The sequence below is a fragment of the Pseudomonas sp. 9AZ genome (assembly GCF_902506525.1).
Lineage (GTDB): Bacteria > Pseudomonadota > Gammaproteobacteria > Pseudomonadales > Pseudomonadaceae > Aquipseudomonas > Aquipseudomonas peli.
Genome location: NZ_LR733840.1, coordinates 4,210,089 through 4,226,409 on the forward strand (window position 1 = coordinate 4,210,089; position 16,321 = coordinate 4,226,409).

The window sequence follows — 16,321 nt, forward strand, 5'->3', positions numbered from 1 at the left end:
GGGGCGGCGCTGTCATCATATGCGAATAATTCTTGATTTGTTTCCTATCTCCTATTGCGAGGTCCGCGTGTCGGCCGGCGATTCCACCCACCAGCAAGTTGTCGGCCTGTTCTATCGCGATCACCGTGACTGGCTGCTCGGCTGGCTGCGCAAAAGCCTGTACAGCCCGGAACGCGCCGAAGACCTCAGCCAGGACACCTTTGTCCGCCTGCTCGGCCGCAGTGATCTGGACCAGGCCCGCGAGCCGCGCGCGCTGCTGACCACCATCGCTAAAGGGCTGCTGATCGATCACTTCCGCCGCAGCGCGTTGGAACGTGCCTACCTCGAAGAACTCGGGCAACAGCCGCAGGACGTGCAACCCAGCGCCGAAGAACAGGCGCTGGCCCTGGACGCGCTGCGCGAAATAGATCGCTTGCTCGGTGAGCTGTCAAGCAATGCCCGCGCGGCCTTTCTGCATAACCGCCTGGATGGCATGGGCCACGCGGAAATCGCCGAGCGCCTCGGCGTTTCCGTATCCCGCGTGCGCCAGTACCTGGCTCAGGGCCTGCGTCAGTGCTACATCGCCCTGTACGGAGCACCGCAATGAGCGCGGTATCGGCGCAGGTGCTGGATGCCGCCATCGAATGGCAACTGTGCCTAGACTCCGGCATGGTGAACGCCGAACAGCAGCACGCGTTCACCGCATGGTTGGCGGCGCATCCCGACCATGCGCGGGTCTGGCAGCAACTCAATGGCCTGGATATCCGCCTAGCCTCGGCCGCCGCCGCGCCGGCGCGTCAGGCCTTGTTGCACAGTGCGCGCAGCAGAGTTCTACGGCGTATGGGCGGCACCGCGCTCGGCCTGCTGCTAAGCAGCGCCCTGGCGCTCGGCCTGTTGGCGCAGCAACGCCCGCTCGGCGATTACCTGGCCGATGAACACACCGGCCGTGGCGAACAGCGCGAGCTGCTGCTCAGCGACCACAGCCTGGTGCGCCTGAACAGCGCCAGTGCCGTGGACATCGAATTCAGCGACAGCCAGCGCGCAGTGCGCCTGCACAGCGGTGAGATCCTGGTGCAAACCGCTCACGGTGATTCGCGACCCTTTGTGGTGCTCACTGAACACGGCAGCCTGCGCGCCCTCGGCACGCGCTTTCTGGTCCGCCGTGAAGGCACCAGCACGCGCTTGACCGTGCTGCAGTCGGCGGTTGCGGCGCACCCAGCCGAAGGCAGCAGCGAACGGATTATCCACAGCGGCGAACAGGTGCTGATGCAACGCCAGCGCCTGGGCAGCGTGCTGCCTGCACCACTCAGCGCTGCGGCTTGGAGCCACGGCATGCTGGTGGCCGACAACCTGCGCCTGGCCGACTTGCTCGACGCCCTGGGCGAATACCGCAGCGGCTACCTGGGCCTCGACCCAAGCCTGGCCGATCTACGTATCAGCGGCAGCTTCCAGTTGCACGACAGCGACAAGGCCTTGGCTGCCCTGCCGCCGAGTTTGCCCGTGCGTATTGAGCGCCTTGGCAACTGGTGGACACGGGTCGTACCCGCTGCGCAGTAGGTGTCGCGCTGCGCAGCCGGTTGATACACCAGGGCGTTGGTAAATTATTTTTAACGAGCCCTGTCACTTTTTCATTCTGCTTCGGCAACAGGTCATTGAGATACATTCCCGCTTAGGAGAGTTTCGTAATGACCCGCGCCATGCCCCTGTTTCGCCCCGGCCTGCTGGCCGCTGCCATCAGCCTTGCCAGCGTCTGCGCTCCCGCCCTGGCGGATAGCTACCAACTGCCGGCCGCACCGTTGGCCAGCACCCTGACGCAGATAGCCAGCCAGGCCGGCATCGTCCTGAGCATCGACCCCGCGCTGACCGCAGGCAAACAATCGACCCCGGTGGCAGGTGACTACGACGCCCTCGAAGCCCTGCACCAGGCGCTGCAAGGCAGTGGTTTGCAATTGCAGCAGAACAGCGCCGGCAGCTACAACTTGGCACCCGTGCCGCAAGCGGCCGTGGCGTTGCCGGATGTCACCGTGACCAGCCAAGTCGTCAACGAAGGCAGCGCAGCGTCTGGCTACCGCAGCGACACCGCACAGAATGTCGGCGCTCTCGGCGGTATGCGTTTGCAGGACGCACCCTACTCGGTCAGCGTGGTGTCCAAGGAGCTGTTGCAGAACATCCAGGCCACGTCCAGCGATGACGTGTTCAAGCTCAGTCCGGCCACCCAGTTCACTTCACCCGTCAGCGCCGGATATGCCAGCGCGGTGAGCATGCGCGGTTTTAGCGGGTCCGGTAATTTGAGCATCGCCAACGATGGCCTGCGTTTCAGCAACAGTTATGACGGCGGCAATTTCATCGAAGAGATGGAGCGGCTGGAAATCCTTACTGGCCTCAGCGGTTTTCTCTACGGCCCGGCCAGCCCTGGTGGCCTGGTCAACTACGTGCTCAAGCGCCCGACCTATGAGCGCTATAACAGCGTGACCCTGGGCAATGCCGGCGGCGAGAACTACTACCTGCACGGCGACTTCGGCGGCCCGATCGACGATGCCGGCGTCTTTGCCTACCGCGTCAACATGCTGACCCAAGATGGCGAAACCGCCCTCGACCTGCAGAAGCGCCGCCGCGAAATGATCAGCGTCGCACTGGACTGGAATGTCAGCGACGATTTGCAGATCCAGTTCGATGCCTCGCACAAGAAGACCGAGACACGCGGACTGAGCAGCTACTGGTACTTCGGTGATCAGAGCCTGCGCCCGGACGCCAAGGACCTCGACAACGACAAGCTGTACAGCCAGAAGTGGGCCTTCTCCGACAGCGAGCACGACCGTGTCGGCAGCCGCTTCAACTGGCGTCTGGACGATGTCTTCACCCTGCGCGGCGCCTTGTCCTACAGCAAGTACACCGAGGAATACACCTACACCGGCCCTACGGTGTACAGCGCCGGTAACTACACCCAGCCGCTGTACGCGTTTGCCCCGGTAGAGAACGAAGAAACCTCCGGCTACCTGTTCCTCGACGCCGCCTTTGCAACGGGCGCTATCGAGCACAAGACCACCCTCGGTTATCAGGGCAACGTCGCGCGCGTGCGCAACTACGAAGACCACATTCCCTACCCCGGCCCGCAATACATCGACGTCGTCGGCACCCCGACACCCTTCAACCAGACCCCACAGGTCGACAAGCCCGGCTATTCGATCGGCAACGGCGACCAGCGCCTGTCTTCGCGCACCCAGTCGGACAATTTCCTGATCGGCGACGTGATCACCCTCAACGAGCAGTGGTCGAGCATCCTTGGCCTGACTCACACCACGATCAAGACCTACAGCAACGACTTCATCTGGGCCGAAGCCTTCGGCTATGGCGAAACCACCAGCGACTATAAAGAGTCGGAAACCTCGCCCAATGTCTCGCTGATTTACAAGCCAGTGCCGTGGCTGACTACTTATGCCAGCTATATCGAAGGCCTGCAGGCCGGCGGCATCGCCCCGAGCACCGCACTCAACGCCGGCCAGGCCATGGCCCCACTGGTCAGCGAGCAGTATGAAGTGGGCGTAAAAGCCACCGTCGGCGAAACCCTGCTGACCCTGGCCCTGTTCAATATCGACAAGCCCAACACCTACACCAATGGTGCCGGCGTGTTCGTCCAGGACGGTCGCCAGGAGAACAACGGTCTGGAGTTTGGTATCACCGGCAAAGTGCTGCCAGAACTGACCCTGGTCGGTGGTGTGACCCTGCTTGATCCGCAGGTGAAAGACTCCGGTGCCGCCGCCAGCGAAGGGCAGAAACCCACCGACGTTGCCTCCCAGCTGGCAAAGCTGTATGCCGAGTACGACATCAACGCTGTACCGGGCTTGGCGCTGACCGGTGGTACTTACTACACCGGCAAGCAGTACAGCGACGAAGCCAACCAGCACAGCCTGCCCTCCTTCACCACCTTCGATGCCGGCGCGCGTTACCGCGCACAGCTGAGCAGCGACAACACCCTGACCCTACGCACCAACATCAGCAACCTAGCGAACAAGGAATACTGGCTTAGCAGCCATTACCTGGGCGCGCCGCGCACCCTGACCTTCTCCGCTCAATTGGAATTCTGATCGCCCCACAGCAACCCTGCGCCGCCACATAGGGCGGCGTAGGCATTTCTGGATATGCCGATGAAAGCCACCACCATCCGCCGCTGGTCGCAGGTGCACACCTGGACCAGCCTGATCTGCACCTTGTTTCTGCTGATGCTGGCCCTGACCGGCCTGCCGCTGATCTTTCACCACGAGCTGGAGCACCTGCTCGGCGAAGCGCCGCAGCTACGCGAGATGCCGGCGGACGCGCTGCACCTGAGCTTGCAACAGCTGGTCGAAGCGGCCGAACGTCATCGGCCGGGGGAAGTGGTGCAGTATTTCGGTTTCGAGGACGACGAACCCAACGGCGTAGTGGCGATTACCGCCGCCACAGCCGGCACCGAGCCGAATTCCTCGCACACTTTTATGCTCGATGCGCGCAGCGGCGAGGCGGTTGAGATGCCAGCAGCCAACGGCGGCATCCTGATGGTCATTCTGCGCCTGCACGTGGACATGTTCGCTGGCCTGCCGGGCAAGCTGTTGCTGGCGTTTATGGGCGTGCTGTTCGTGGTAGCGATCATCTCCGGCGTGGTGCTTTACGCACCCTTTATGCGCCGGCTGAAATTCGCCGAAGTGCGCCATGAGAAATCCACCCGCACGCGCTGGCTCGACCTGCACAACCTGATCGGCATCGTCACCCTGACCTGGGCGCTGGTGGTGGGCGTGACCGGGGTGATCAGCGCCTGCGCCGATCTGCTAATCAGCGCCTGGCGTACCGAAGCCCTTGCCGCGATGGTCGCGCCTTACCGCGACGCGCCGCCGTTAACCGAGCGTGCACCAGTCAATCAGGTGCTGACTATCGCTGCGCAGGCCACGCCGGGTATGCAGCCGGACTTTATCGCCTTCCCCGGCACGCGCTTCTCCAGCGAGCACCACTACAGCGTATTTATGAAGGGCAATACGCACCTCACCGCCCACCTGTGGACGCCGGTGTTGATTGATGCGCGCAGCCTGGACGTCACCGCCATCGGCCAACGGCCCTGGTACATGGATGCGCTGTCGATGTCGCAACCGCTGCACTTTGGCGACTACGGCGGCATGCCGATGAAAGTGCTCTGGGCAGTGCTGGATGTACTGACCATCATCGTGCTCGGCAGCGGCCTGTACCTCTGGTGGGTACGCCGGCGAACCCCGGCGACACAACGTGAGCGTGCGGAGACCCCAGCATGAACTGGCGCCAATCGACCTTCACGCTGCCGCTGCTGCTCGGCCTGCTTAGCGCCATCGGCCTGACCAGTGCCCTGCTCGGCGATGGCGGCTGGGATGCCGTGGCCTGGCTGGGCCTGGGTCTGCCGGCCGTGATTGGTTGCTGGCCATTGCTGCAACGCAGCGGAATCCGGCGCCCGTAGCCCTGAACGGGGCCAGGGCTAGCCGGTGATTAGCGAGGAGAATTGACGATGCTGCGACCTGCTACTGACAGACCTGCCGGTAGAGCGCATCCTCTTTAGCGACGACCTTCAACTGATCCAGCAGCGGCTTTTTCTCTGCGTCCAAGGGCAGCAGTTCTGCCGTGCTGCAATTGAGCAGATGCGCCTGATGGCTGACATGGTCGATGTGCTGTTTTTCAAAACGGTACAGGTTAAAGGCGCTGATCACGCCACCCTCGGTTTCCTGGTGCTGCACGCTTTTGCTGTCGAGCACGGTGAACGCCGTGGTCATCGGCCAGTAAAACGTCCAGGGCCGCCAGAACACCTCGCCGTTTTCGCTGGCTACCAGCACCGACTCTGCTGGCTGACGCTGCAGCTGGTGCTCGAACCAGGAGTACTCGTAATAAATCTGGTAGCTCAGCATGCCCAAACCGCCAAACGCCGGAATGATCCACTTCGGCAAGCGGTTGCGCGTCAGTTTGCGCAGCAGCATGGCAATACCAGCCGCCCCCAACCCCGACACCACGATGGCAAGTATTGTCCACAGCATTGACTGACTCCCGAAAATAAAACGGGCCTCCTAAGGAGGCCCGCTAGTAAGACCCTGATCAGACATGATCCGGGGTGATTATGCTCAGTGGCTCAACGCGCCACCAGCACCTTTGGGAGTACGTACGCTTTCCACCAGCTCCTGAATCTCCTTCGGTGGCGCAACGGTCGCAAGCGACACGCCGTAGGCGACAGCGAAGTTGATCAGAGCACCCACAGTACCGATGGACAGCGGCGAGATGCCGAACATCCAGTTATCCGGGGTGTTGGCGAAGGTCGCAGTGCCAGGGATGAAGAACCAACCCAGGTACAGGAAGATATAAACGACGGTGAACACCAGGCCTACCAGCATGCCGGCAATCGCGCCCTTGTCGTTTACCCGCTTGGAGAAGATGCCCATCATCAGCGCCGGGAACAGCGTAGCCGCGGCTATACCGAAGGCCAGCGCCACCACCTGCGCCGCAAAGCCTGGCGGATTGAGCCCCAGCCAGGTGGCCAACAGGATGGCGATAGCCATGGAAATCCGCGCAGCGCGCATTTCGTTCTTCTCGCTGATCTTCGGATTTATCAGCGTCTTGATCAGGTCATGACTCACGGCTGAGGAAATGGCCAGCAACAGACCGGCAGCCGTCGACAACGCTGCGGCAATGGCACCCGCTGCAATCAGACCAATAACCCAACCCGGCAGGTTGGCGATTTCCGGGTTAGCCAATACCAGAATGTCGTTGTTCACGGTCAGCTCGTTGCCTTTCCAGCCGCGGGTTTCAGCGGTCGGGGTGAAGGCTGGAGCTGCATCGTTATACAGCTGAACACGACCATCGCTGTTCTTGTCTTCCCAGGTGATCAGACCGGTTTTTTCCCAGTTCTTCACCCACTCAGGACGCTCTTCGTACGCCAGTGCTGGAGCCTCGACACCCTGCGGATAGATGGTGGTCATCAGGTTCAAACGTGCCATGGACGCCACAGCCGGAGCAGTGAGGTACAGCAGAGCGATAAAGATCAGGGTCCAGCCAGCCGACCAACGTGCGTCGGCAACTTTCGGCACGGTGAAGAAGCGAATGATTACGTGCGGCAGACCGGCCGTACCAATCATCAGCGACATGGTGAACAGCACCATGTTCAGCTTGTTGGTGACATCGGCGGTGTAGTCGGTAAAGCCCAGACCCGCGACGACTTCATTGAGCTTCTGCAGCAGCGGCACGCCTGACTCAGTGTGCTCGCTGAACATGCCGAACATCGGAATCGGATTGCCCGTCAGTTGCAGGGAGATGAATACCGCCGGAATGGTGTAAGCGATGATCAGTACCACGTACTGAGCAACCTGGGTGTAGGTAATGCCCTTCATCCCGCCGAACACCGCGTAGCAGAACACCACGCCAGCAGCGATCCAGATACCGGTGGAGTTGCTCACTTCGAGGAAGCGCGAGAACGCCACGCCCGCACCGGCCATCTGACCGATCACGTAGGTGACGCAGATGATGATCAGGCAGACCACTGCAGCCAGGCGTGCACCGTTGCTGTAGAAGCGATCACCGATAAAGTCCGGCACAGTGAACTTGCCGAATTTGCGCAGGTACGGCGCCAGCAGCATGGCCAACAGCACATAGCCACCGGTCCAGCCCATCAGGAAGGTTGAGTTGGCATAACCACCGGCAGCGATCAGACCGGCCATGGAAATAAACGAAGCCGCAGACATCCAGTCAGCTGCAGTTGCCATACCGTTGGTAACGGGGTGAACACCACCGCCGGCGACGTAGAATTCCTTGGTCGAGCCGGCACGTGCCCAGACAGCGATGCCGAAGTAGAGCGCGAATGACGCGCCCACAAACAGCATATTGATTACAAACTGGCTCATGGATTATTCCTCGACACCGAATTGTTTATCGAGTTTGTTCATTTTCCAGGCGTAGAAGAAAATGATCCCGATAAAGGTGATGATCGAACCTTGCTGGGCGAACCAGAAGCCAAGGTCGGTACCGCCGACAGAAATACCTGCCAGCATAGGTCGAAGAAGTATGGCGAAGCCGTAAGACACCAGGGCCCAGACAATCAGGCTCCAGGTAATCAGCCGAACATTCGCCTTCCAGTACGCTGCAGCGTTAGCTTGATCAGAAGTCATAAACTCCTCCGGTTATTGTTATTCTCATGCACCTTCAAGCTAGCAGCAGGCCACTAGGGCCGACAGATAGACATTGGTATTAGCTGCTTAACAACGCCTTGAGTGCTGTTTTTTATCCAGTAATAACAAGCCGTTAAGCACGCATAAAAAAGCACCGAAGTCGGCGCTAACCCGTGAACCGAGCATCATCACGATTGCGTCCTTGTAACAGCCTCCGTTTAAGCCCTGCCCGGCCAACTTCCACTCGCCGTTACTCAGGCCGCGCCGGCTTAGCGCCAAACGTAGCCGGCGCATTCGGCATACGCTTAGGCGACTGACACACCGCGTAGGTAAACAACCGGGCAATACGCTGTGCCAGCAAATGCCCGGCGCGCGACTCTTCGCGCAGCCCGATATGCCCGCTCATCGCACATACCACAGACGAAAGAAGCCAAACGCCAGCAGCAGCCCCACTTGGCCCAGCGCCGTGCACAGGCTGAGAAAGGACTGCACTTCAAGGTTCTGTGGGGCGTTGGCCAAGCCAGTCAGGCTCTTCCAAAAGGCTTCTGGCAATAGCGCCAGGCTCAATTGCGCCAGGGGTTGTCCGGTCAACTGCAGGCCTTTGATCAGGTCAAACTGACCGCAGAACATCAGGCCCAGCAGCACTATAAAGGCCACCGCCAACCCCAGGGCGAAACAAGCAGAGAACTGCATCAATAAACGCATCATGTTCAACTCCCACGCAGGTAAAAAGCGGCGCAAGCGGAACCTGCGCCGAAGGGTTTAGCGATCGCTGACAGGGCTGGCCAATGGCAGGCGGCCGACGCCATACCAGTCGAGTTTGCGGGTTAGCACCATCACCCCGGCGAGCACACCGAACACCAGCACGGAGCCCATCAGCAAGGCGTAGTCCTCAGCCCCAAGCAGGCCAAACAACATGCCGTAGAGCAGCGCCAGCAACGCACCAAAGCCCACCCCGCGCAGGGCGCTGTGCAGTACGTAACTGACGTAAAAACCAATCAGCAACACGCAGGCGGTCGCGGCAATGCCGTAGGCCAGGGCAAAACTCAGGTGCTCGGACAGCGACAGCAGCAGCAGATAAAACAGCGCCAGTGACATGCCCACCAAGGCGTATTGCACCGGGTGTACGGCCATGCGTTTGAGCACTTCGAAGAGGAAGAACACGGCAAAGGTCAGGCCGATAAACAGCAGCGCATATTTGATCGCCCGCTCGGTCTTCAGGTACTGGTCCACCGGGTCGACAAAGCTCACACCGAAGTTGCGCGCAGTCAGCGCATTGCAGCTGTCGCCTTGCACACAATCAGCCAATGCTTCTTCCAGGTTGGTGGCGAAGAAACTGGTCTGCCAGTGCGCTTTGAATCCGGCGGCCGAAACCTCACGGCTGCTCGGCAGGTATTCCCCGACAAAGCTCGGGTGCGGCCAGCCGGAGGTCAGCTCAACCCGGCTGTCACGCCCCACAGGGGTGATGCTCAGTTGCTCGGTACCCTGCAGTTTGAGGTTGAAGGCGAACTCCAGCACTTGCCCGCCCTGGGTATCCAGCAGCGGCAGCGGCGCATGCACACCTGCACCGAAGCGCTCTTCAGCGCTGCCAGGGGCAAAGCTCAGGCTCATGCCATTGAAGCGCAGCTGCAAGTCATTGCTGATGCCCCGGACATCGCTGATGCCGACGGAGAGGAACGGCCGGTCGAACTGGTACAGACCCAGCTCATCACCCAGCCCCAGGCGTGCCGGCAGCTTGAAGGCGCCACTGATCTGGTTATCGCTGCGGTACAGCAGCGCTTTATAGATGCCGCGTGCACGCTCCTCGGTGCTTACCTGGCCATTGAGCACAAAGCGCTCTGGCAGGAAGTACAACCGGCCACGGCTCTTCTGCTCTTCCAGGTAACGCTCGCCGGTCTTGGCGTGGGTTTTCCACTGGTTCCACACCTTGGTGTAAGGCATTACCAGAATCGGCCCAGTCAGCTGCTGGCGGTAGCTGGAACTGCGCGCGATGTCCTGCAGCACCTCGGCACGTTGATACTGCCGCTCGCTCACCAGCCCGCCAATCATCGACAGCGGGATCAGCAATAACAAAATCAGTAGGGCAATGGCGCCCAGCTTGAAACCCAGAATGCGGCTCATGGTGCAACTCTCCGATACGGTTTAGGTAGGCAGAGTCTGGGTGGCGCAAATGGTGGCTTTATGGAGGGCAGATGGAGAGTGTGTGGAGATGCGGAGCAGACACCCAGCAGGCCAATAGACAGTCATCCGGGAAATGCGTAGCGTGCCGCTGAACGCCACTTAAGGATGACAGGCCATGACCCAGCACAACCCCTACGCTACCCCGCAAACCAGCGTCGCCGACGCAGAATCCCTGGTGTCCGACGAGCAGATTGCAGCCCTACCCATCTCGGATAAATGGAAGCAGCGCTTTAGCGCGATCCACCATGCCGGCGGCATCAAGATGCCCAGGTTCAAGCAGCTGCCCGCCGAGGAGCGGCGCAAGGCTTTCAGCTTCAACTTTCTGGCGTTCTTCTTCGGGCCGATCTACTACGCCATCAAGGGCATGTGGAAAAAGGGTTTGGCGCTGTTCGTCGTCTGCGCAGCGGTAGTGATCATCCTCGGCATCGGCCTGGACTATCTCGGCTACAGCAAAGTCGCCAACGCGCTGGGCTACGGTATCAGCGCGGTATTCGCCACGCGTGCCAATATCGATTACTACAAGAAGATGCTGCTGCACGATAACGGTTGGTGGTAAGTGCCCAGCGCCTGCTGAAAACCACCTGCATTGCTACCGACTGCGCCTTCAACGGTCTGCTACCTAACTGCATAAGGAGAATAAACGTGGCGGAGTATGTCGCTGAGGTGATCTGGCAACGCGGTGAGCAGGACTTTCTTGGTAACCGCTACAGCCGCAAGCATCTGCTGCGTTTTGATGGCGGTTTGGAGGTCGCCGGTTCGTCCTCACCGCATGTAGTTCCGCTGCCGATGTCGGATGCAAGCGCCGTCGATCCCGAGGAAGCCTTCGTCGCTTCGCTGGCCAGCTGCCATATGCTCTGGTTCCTCTCCATCGCCGCCAAGCGCCGCTTCTGCGTCGATGACTACCGTGATAATGCCAGTGGGCTGATGCAGGCGAATGCTGCAGGCAAGCTGTTTATCGCCCAGGTGACTCTGCGTCCTGCGGTCAGCTTCTCTGGTGAGCGCCTACCCAGCCGCGAACAGATTGAGCAGATGCACCACCAAGCCCATGAAGAGTGCTTTATTGCCAACTCGGTGAAATCTGAGGTGCGCTGCGAGCCATGTTTTATTGAGTGACAACCAACAGCCCGTATCGATGACTGAACACGATGCGGATTAACGTAACAGCGGCTAGCGGGAGATAGGGCGTGAACCAAACTGCATACGGCTGCCCCGATGGACAGCCACTGTTCTACTTCCATGGCGTGCCGGGCGCAGCGGTTGAGGCGGCGATGCTGCATCAGGCTGCCTTGGCGCACGGCATCAAGCTGCTGGTGGTGGAGCGCAATCTGCCCGGCGAACTCGGCAGCGCGGCTTATCTGCAACAACTGGCGCAACAGATCAGTGATCGCGCCGCTGGCCAGCCGATTCGCCTGCTCGGTTTTTCCATCGGTGCCTGCCTGGCGTTGCGTGTCGCCGCACTGCTGGGTGAGCAAGTAACTGAGGTCTATCTGCTATCGGCCGCCGCACCTCTGGAAATTCCCAGCAATAGCGTCGGCATGGGCGCAGGCCGTTATACCTTCCTGTGGGCGCAGCACTATCCAAGGCTTTTTCGGGCCTTTGCCTGGTATCAGGCGCTGCTGGCGAAAGTCAGCCCGCGCCTGCTGCTGAAGTTGCTGTTCAACGGCGCTGGCGGCAAAGACGCCGAATTACTGCATCAAGCCGACACCCAGGCCTGGCTGGCAGATATTCAGCGCGCGTGTTTCAAACATGGCACTAGCAGCTATCAGCGTGACGTAAACCTCTACGTCGAGCCCTGGGCTGCAGAGCTGGATAACGTCACGGCGACGGTCAACCTGTGGCATGGCGACGCCGATAACTGGGCGCCCATTGCCATGTCCATTTACCTGCAGGAGCATCTGCGCAATGCCAATGCGGTGATCCGCTGCGCCGAACAAGCGCACTACGGCTGCTTGCTGGAGAACGCTCAAGCCTCAATGGCGACGGTGCAGCGGAACAGTTCAGCAACGCACGCGCCAGGCTGATAGCGCAAACTCCCTCGATTTATAACAACCCAAGGATGGCACCATGAAAAAGCTCGCACTGCCGCTGCTCACCCTGCTGGCCTTCAGCGCCTACACCTTCTACGTGATGCTGCACGCGGAACAATCGCTGCTGCAATTTGGCATTCAGTTGATGTCCAGCCCTGACACCGCCCAAGTGGTGATTGACTTGTATATCCTCGCGGCGCTGGCCTGCATCTGGATGTACCGCGACGGCCACCAACGGGGCAAGTCGCTGGCCTACCTACTGCCATTCTTTGCCCTGACTGCGCTGTTTGTCTCAGTCGGACCGTTGCTGTATCTGGTGCTCAAAGCGCTCGATACAGCGAGCAAAGCGCCACAGGATAGCGCCTCGACTACAGCTTGACTGGACGGAGCAGCCCGAAGAACCGGGCTGCCAAACGCTTAGAAGTTCAGATTGAAATTGCCAGTACCGAAGATGCCAACCAGGCCAATCACGATCAGATAAATCGCCACGATGTAGTTCAGCAGGCGCGGCATTACCAGAATCAGAACGCCGGCAATCAGCGAAATCAGTGGAGTAAGGGCAAGGGTCATAATCGTCACCTGAGGGTTATTGAAGGGCCAGTATGCGCGCCACAACCAAAGCGCACAGCACTATCCACCCACAGGGCCGTGACCCGCCCAGCACTCAGTTAAACAACCGCGTATTGAAGGCCCTTTATGAGCAACGCCAGCTTGTTAACCTCACTGCTGCAGTACAAGGCCTGGGCCAACCAGGAACTCTTTGCTGAGCTGCAGCGACTTGACCCGCTCACCAAGCAAAGCGAGCTGCACGCCGCCCTGCGCATCCTCAATCACATCTATGTGGTCGAGCGAATATTTGTCGCCAACCTGCAAGGCATCCACCATAGCTACAGCGCCACCAACACAGCCGAGACGCCCACGCTGGCAGCATTGCAGCAGGCAGTGCAGGAGACAGATGGCTGGTATTTAGACTATGTCGCGGGACTGAGCGCCGAACAGTTGGCCGAACGCCTGAGTTTCACGTTTGTTGATGGCGATACCGGCTGCATGAGCCGCGAGGAGATGCTCGCGCATATCGTCACCCACGGCGGCTACCACCGTGGCGCGGTCGGCCGAATCATGGCGCAGCTGCAACTGGCGCCGCCGCGGGATATCTACACGCGCTTTCTGCATGAGGATCAGCCGCAGCGTCGCGCAGTGAGCTAACGCGGCAAGTGCTATTCGCCGCGAATGTACTGTTCCAGCTGCTGGATAAGGCTCGCCTGTTCGGCAATGGTGTGTTTGACCAGGTCGCCGATCGACAACAGGCCGATCAATTCACCTTCCGCCAGCACAGGTAAGTGGCGCAAATGGCGGTCGGTCATCAGCTGCATACAATGCTGTGAGGTGTCGCGCAGACCGACGGTTATGACATCTGCTGTCATAATTTCGCTGATCATCGCACCGAATGCGGAGCGTTCCAGCAGCGCTACTTTGCGCGCATAGTCACGTTCACTGACGATGCCAGCCAGGCGGCCTTTGTCATCCAGCACCACCAATGCGCCAATGCCTTTCTCGGCCATCAGCTTGATTGCATCCAGCACTGAAGTACTGGGCGTAACGCTGTACACGGCGGCCTGGGGCTTGGCGCGAAGAATCTCGGCAACTGTTTTCATGCAGCGGCTCCTGCTCTGTTTCTTATTAGCATTGAGGATAGTTCGCTGGCCGGTGATTGCTGGCCAACGCGATGACCTGATCAGAGCACCTGTGTGGGCTCAGCGCAACCATTGCAAACCAGCAAGGTCGGTGCCAAGCCGCGCCTCAGTTGCCAGGAAACAACGGCAGACGCACCCGCACCTCAACACCGCCCTCGACATTACCGATGTGCAACGCACCGCCATGCAGCTGCATCACTTCCTCGACAAAGTTGAGCCCCAAACCGGTGCTCTTGCGCCCGCTGGCGGGGCGCGGCAGGGAATAGAACCGCTCACTGAGGCGCGCCAAAGCATAGTCGGGAATTGCCTCGCCCTGGTTGAACAGGTGCAGCTCGATCTGCCCGGCACGGGCCTCTGCGCTAAAGCGGATCACCCCGCCTGCCGGGGTGAAGTCCAGCGCGTTATCCAGCAAATTAGCCAGCGCCTGACGCAGTAGAAAGGCTTCACCACGCGCGTTTAAATCAGCGCCGATATGGTTTTCAATCTGCAGGCAGGCCGCTTCAATGCGCGCCATCTGCGCCTGTAGCAGGGAGTCGACCAGCGCTTGCAGCGGCACCGCCACCTGCTCTTCCAGACCCTGGCGCTGTTCGACCTGAGCCAGATGCAGCAGGCGCTCGATCAGCTGCTGCATGCGTGCGCTTTCCTGCTCGATATTGGCGACAAAGCGCTGTCGCTGTGGCGCAGGCATCTCACCATCGAGCAACTCCGCCGCGCCACGAATCGCTGCCAGGGGGCTTTTCAGCTCGTGGGTCAGGGTGTGCACGTAGCGTTCGACATAGGCCTTGCCTTCCAGCTCGGTACGCATGCGCTCGATGGCTTCGGCCAGTTGCGCCAGCTCACCGCCGCGCACGCTGGGCAGTTCGGCACGTTGCCCGGCGCTTACCGCCTGGGCGTAGCGGGTCAGCTTGCGCAAAGCGCCACTGAGCCACCAGGACAGCAGCGCGCCGATCAGCAGACCGAGCACGATCAGCCCGCCGCCGAGCCAGGCCAGACGCTGCTCGGAGCGTTCGATATAGGGCTGCAGCGTGCGATTGGGCTTGGCCACCGAGACCACGCCGATAATCTGCGCGCCGTCCATGATCGGCGCAGCAACGTACATCACCGAAGAGTCGGGATCGTTCGGATCTTCCTTGGTCGAGCGCGCGCCGTACTCGCCGCGCAGGGTGCGCAGTACATCGTTCCAGCGCGAATAATCCTGGCCCACCGCCGCGCCCGTGGAGTCGAGCAACACAATGCCCTTGGCGTCGGTGACATAGATGCGGTGGTTGACCTGAGTTTTCTCCACGCCCCAGATTTGCGCCTGTGGCTGGCGCTGACCATAGGCTTGCAACAAGGCGGGCAGGCGGCTTTGTTGCAGTCGACCGGCCTTGACCTCATCACGCAAAATCTCGGCCAGCAGGTTGGCGGTATCGACCAGGGTTTCTTCAGTGCTCTGGCGCACGCCGGGGCGGATTTCGTCCATCACCGTGCTCAGCACAAACCAGCCCGCCAGCCCGACAAACAGGAAGTACACCAGAAAGATGCGTATCCCCAACGGCATCAGGCGTGCCTCGGCGAGTAGCTGTAGCCCAGGCCGCGATGGGTCTGGATCGGCTCAGCTTCAGCGACCACCTGGCGCAGCTTGGCGCGCAGGCTTTTGATATGGCTGTCGATGGTGCGCTCGTAGCCGACATCGGCGGCCACGCCCAGGCCATCAAGCAACTGCTCGCGGGAGAACACCCGCTCGGGTTGCGCCAGCAGGCTTTGCAACAAACGGAATTCGTGGCGGGTCAGGCTCAGCAACTGGCCGTGATAGTGGATCTGCACCCGCTCGATATCCAGCTGGAACGGAGCGCTGGCCGGGCTAGTGGCAGGTGCTTCACGCGGCGCTATGCGTTTGAGGATAGCCTTGACCCGCGCGGTGACTTCCCGGGGGCTAAAGGGTTTGACCACGTAATCGTCGGCACCGATTTCCAGACCGACCACACGATCGATTTCCTCGCTGCGCGCGGTGAGAAAAATCACCGGCACCTCGGAAAACCGCCGCAGGCGTTTGCAGGCCTCAAATCCGCTGATATCCGGCAGGCCGACATCGAGAATCAGCAAGTCCGCCGGACTGCGCTGCTGTTCAGCCAGGGCCTGCTCGGCCAGGCTCAGCCAGGTGGTGGTGAAGCCTTCGCTTTGCAGGGCGAAGATCAAGGTGTCGGCGATCGCAGCTTCGTCTTCGACAATCAGAATATGCGGCATGGGCGTCCTGCTCGTGGCAACTCGGCGAGGAGCCTGGGGCAGCCAGCCGATAGCGTCAAGATCGGACGCAGCC

At 60.5% G+C, this 16,321-nt stretch carries 20 protein-coding genes; 10 read left to right on the plus strand and 10 right to left on the minus strand.

Annotated elements, in window-relative coordinates; genetic code table 11:
• Window positions 1–67 precede the first annotated feature (67 nt).
• The 5 genes from ALTER154_RS19535 to ALTER154_RS19555 all read left to right on the plus strand — a co-directional run bounded on the left by ALTER154_RS19535 (window position 68) and on the right by ALTER154_RS19555 (window position 5,434).
• Complete coding sequence (locus tag ALTER154_RS19535; RefSeq protein ID WP_178126350.1) at window positions 68–586, plus strand: RNA polymerase sigma factor; 519 nt, start codon at window positions 68–70, stop codon at window positions 584–586.
• Window positions 583–1,536, plus strand: a complete 954-nt coding sequence (locus ALTER154_RS19540; protein WP_160089550.1) for a FecR domain-containing protein — start codon at window positions 583–585, stop codon at window positions 1,534–1,536. The genes ALTER154_RS19535 and ALTER154_RS19540 overlap by 4 nt, the downstream gene beginning before the upstream one ends.
• 128 nt (window positions 1,537–1,664) lie before the next feature.
• A complete protein-coding gene (locus ALTER154_RS19545) occupies window positions 1,665–4,064 on the plus strand; it encodes a TonB-dependent receptor (protein WP_160089552.1) in 2,400 nt (799 codons plus the stop codon).
• 60 nt (window positions 4,065–4,124) lie between these two features.
• Complete coding sequence (locus ALTER154_RS19550) at window positions 4,125–5,255, plus strand: PepSY domain-containing protein (RefSeq protein ID WP_160089554.1); 1,131 nt, start codon at window positions 4,125–4,127, stop codon at window positions 5,253–5,255.
• Window positions 5,252–5,434 (plus strand): hypothetical protein, encoded by a 183-nt coding sequence (locus tag ALTER154_RS19555; protein ID WP_160089556.1) that lies wholly within the window; start codon window positions 5,252–5,254, stop codon window positions 5,432–5,434. Before ALTER154_RS19550 ends, ALTER154_RS19555 begins: the two co-directional genes overlap by 4 nt.
• A gap of 61 nt (window positions 5,435–5,495) precedes the next feature.
• On the opposite strand, the gene ALTER154_RS19560 is transcribed toward ALTER154_RS19555, so the two are convergent.
• The 6 genes from ALTER154_RS19560 to creD all read right to left on the minus strand — a co-directional run bounded on the left by ALTER154_RS19560 (window position 5,496) and on the right by creD (window position 10,241).
• Window positions 5,496–6,002: a hypothetical protein gene (locus tag ALTER154_RS19560; protein ID WP_160089558.1), complete on the minus strand. Its 507-nt coding sequence runs from the start codon at window positions 6,000–6,002 to the stop codon at window positions 5,496–5,498.
• 84 nt (window positions 6,003–6,086) lie between these two features.
• Window positions 6,087–7,856, minus strand: coding sequence for a sodium:solute symporter family protein (locus tag ALTER154_RS19565; protein ID WP_160089560.1), 1,770 nt, complete (start codon window positions 7,854–7,856; stop codon window positions 6,087–6,089).
• A gap of 3 nt (window positions 7,857–7,859) precedes the next feature.
• Window positions 7,860–8,120: a DUF4212 domain-containing protein gene (locus ALTER154_RS19570; protein WP_160089562.1), complete on the minus strand. Its 261-nt coding sequence runs from the start codon at window positions 8,118–8,120 to the stop codon at window positions 7,860–7,862.
• A gap of 250 nt (window positions 8,121–8,370) precedes the next feature.
• Entirely contained in the window at window positions 8,371–8,526 is a 156-nt protein-coding gene (locus ALTER154_RS19575) for a hypothetical protein (protein WP_160089564.1), read from the minus strand.
• Entirely contained in the window at window positions 8,523–8,828 is a 306-nt protein-coding gene (locus ALTER154_RS19580) for a hypothetical protein (protein WP_256665665.1), read from the minus strand. Before ALTER154_RS19580 ends, ALTER154_RS19575 begins: the two co-directional genes overlap by 4 nt.
• A gap of 54 nt (window positions 8,829–8,882) precedes the next feature.
• Window positions 8,883–10,241 carry a cell envelope integrity protein CreD gene (creD, locus tag ALTER154_RS19585; protein WP_160089566.1) on the minus strand — a complete coding sequence of 453 codons (1,359 nt, stop codon included), beginning with the start codon at window positions 10,239–10,241 and terminating at the stop codon, window positions 8,883–8,885.
• 175 nt (window positions 10,242–10,416) lie between these two features.
• On the opposite strand from creD, the gene ALTER154_RS19590 reads away from it, so the two are divergent.
• The 4 genes from ALTER154_RS19590 to ALTER154_RS19605 all read left to right on the plus strand — a co-directional run bounded on the left by ALTER154_RS19590 (window position 10,417) and on the right by ALTER154_RS19605 (window position 12,707).
• On the plus strand, window positions 10,417–10,857 hold the full coding sequence (locus ALTER154_RS19590; protein ID WP_160089568.1) for a DUF2628 domain-containing protein: 441 nt from the start codon (window positions 10,417–10,419) through the stop codon (window positions 10,855–10,857).
• Window positions 10,858–10,943: 86 nt separating this feature from the next.
• Window positions 10,944–11,414 carry an OsmC family protein gene (locus tag ALTER154_RS19595; RefSeq protein ID WP_160089570.1) on the plus strand — a complete coding sequence of 157 codons (471 nt, stop codon included), beginning with the start codon at window positions 10,944–10,946 and terminating at the stop codon, window positions 11,412–11,414.
• A 71-nt stretch (window positions 11,415–11,485) separates the two neighbouring features.
• Window positions 11,486–12,322, plus strand: a complete 837-nt coding sequence (locus tag ALTER154_RS19600; RefSeq protein WP_160089572.1) for an alpha/beta fold hydrolase — start codon at window positions 11,486–11,488, stop codon at window positions 12,320–12,322.
• A 43-nt stretch (window positions 12,323–12,365) separates the two neighbouring features.
• Window positions 12,366–12,707 carry a DUF2834 domain-containing protein gene (locus tag ALTER154_RS19605; RefSeq protein ID WP_160089574.1) on the plus strand — a complete coding sequence of 114 codons (342 nt, stop codon included), beginning with the start codon at window positions 12,366–12,368 and terminating at the stop codon, window positions 12,705–12,707.
• 38 nt (window positions 12,708–12,745) lie between these two features.
• On the opposite strand, the gene ALTER154_RS19610 is transcribed toward ALTER154_RS19605, so the two are convergent.
• The gene (locus ALTER154_RS19610; protein WP_178126351.1) at window positions 12,746–12,898 is read right to left on the minus strand and encodes a DUF3096 domain-containing protein; all 153 of its coding nucleotides are present in this window, start codon (window positions 12,896–12,898) and stop codon (window positions 12,746–12,748) included.
• A 126-nt stretch (window positions 12,899–13,024) separates the two neighbouring features.
• Here ALTER154_RS19610 and ALTER154_RS19615 point away from each other — a divergent pair, with 126 nt between their 5' ends.
• A complete protein-coding gene (locus ALTER154_RS19615) occupies window positions 13,025–13,534 on the plus strand; it encodes a DinB family protein (RefSeq protein ID WP_160089578.1) in 510 nt (169 codons plus the stop codon).
• Window positions 13,535–13,545: 11 nt separating this feature from the next.
• On the opposite strand, the gene ALTER154_RS19620 is transcribed toward ALTER154_RS19615, so the two are convergent.
• The 3 genes from ALTER154_RS19620 to creB all read right to left on the minus strand — a co-directional run bounded on the left by ALTER154_RS19620 (window position 13,546) and on the right by creB (window position 16,248).
• Window positions 13,546–13,983, minus strand: a complete 438-nt coding sequence (locus ALTER154_RS19620; RefSeq protein ID WP_160089580.1) for a CBS domain-containing protein — start codon at window positions 13,981–13,983, stop codon at window positions 13,546–13,548.
• A 145-nt stretch (window positions 13,984–14,128) separates the two neighbouring features.
• Window positions 14,129–15,562, minus strand: coding sequence for a two-component system sensor histidine kinase CreC (gene creC / locus ALTER154_RS19625; RefSeq protein WP_160089582.1), 1,434 nt, complete (start codon window positions 15,560–15,562; stop codon window positions 14,129–14,131).
• The gene (gene creB, locus ALTER154_RS19630; protein ID WP_160089584.1) at window positions 15,562–16,248 is read right to left on the minus strand and encodes a two-component system response regulator CreB; all 687 of its coding nucleotides are present in this window, start codon (window positions 16,246–16,248) and stop codon (window positions 15,562–15,564) included. The genes creC and creB overlap by 1 nt, the downstream gene beginning before the upstream one ends.
• Window positions 16,249–16,321: the final 73 nt, after the last annotated feature.

Bases quoted from the DNA above. Each gene is read 5' to 3' on its own strand.
- ALTER154_RS19540 (WP_160089550.1), top strand. From the start codon at position 583: ATGAGCGCGGTATCGGCGCAGGTGCTGGATGCCGCCATCGAATGGCAA.
- ALTER154_RS19545 (WP_160089552.1), top strand. From the start codon at position 1,665: ATGACCCGCGCCATGCCCCTGTTTCGCCCCGGCCTGCTGGCCGCTGCC.
- ALTER154_RS19550 (WP_160089554.1), top strand. From the start codon at position 4,125: ATGAAAGCCACCACCATCCGCCGCTGGTCGCAGGTGCACACCTGGACC.
- ALTER154_RS19555 (WP_160089556.1), top strand. From the start codon at position 5,252: ATGAACTGGCGCCAATCGACCTTCACGCTGCCGCTGCTGCTCGGCCTG.
- ALTER154_RS19560 (WP_160089558.1), bottom strand. From the start codon at position 6,002: ATGCTGTGGACAATACTTGCCATCGTGGTGTCGGGGTTGGGGGCGGCT.
- ALTER154_RS19565 (WP_160089560.1), bottom strand. From the start codon at position 7,856: ATGAGCCAGTTTGTAATCAATATGCTGTTTGTGGGCGCGTCATTCGCG.
- ALTER154_RS19570 (WP_160089562.1), bottom strand. From the start codon at position 8,120: ATGACTTCTGATCAAGCTAACGCTGCAGCGTACTGGAAGGCGAATGTT.
- ALTER154_RS19575 (WP_160089564.1), bottom strand. From the start codon at position 8,526: ATGAGCGGGCATATCGGGCTGCGCGAAGAGTCGCGCGCCGGGCATTTG.
- ALTER154_RS19580 (WP_256665665.1), bottom strand. From the start codon at position 8,828: ATGATGCGTTTATTGATGCAGTTCTCTGCTTGTTTCGCCCTGGGGTTG.
- creD (WP_160089566.1), bottom strand. From the start codon at position 10,241: ATGAGCCGCATTCTGGGTTTCAAGCTGGGCGCCATTGCCCTACTGATT.
- ALTER154_RS19590 (WP_160089568.1), top strand. From the start codon at position 10,417: ATGACCCAGCACAACCCCTACGCTACCCCGCAAACCAGCGTCGCCGAC.
- ALTER154_RS19605 (WP_160089574.1), top strand. From the start codon at position 12,366: ATGAAAAAGCTCGCACTGCCGCTGCTCACCCTGCTGGCCTTCAGCGCC.
- ALTER154_RS19610 (WP_178126351.1), bottom strand. From the start codon at position 12,898: ATGACCCTTGCCCTTACTCCACTGATTTCGCTGATTGCCGGCGTTCTG.
- ALTER154_RS19615 (WP_160089578.1), top strand. From the start codon at position 13,025: ATGAGCAACGCCAGCTTGTTAACCTCACTGCTGCAGTACAAGGCCTGG.
- ALTER154_RS19620 (WP_160089580.1), bottom strand. From the start codon at position 13,983: ATGAAAACAGTTGCCGAGATTCTTCGCGCCAAGCCCCAGGCCGCCGTG.
- creC (WP_160089582.1), bottom strand. From the start codon at position 15,562: ATGCCGTTGGGGATACGCATCTTTCTGGTGTACTTCCTGTTTGTCGGG.
- creB (WP_160089584.1), bottom strand. From the start codon at position 16,248: ATGCCGCATATTCTGATTGTCGAAGACGAAGCTGCGATCGCCGACACC.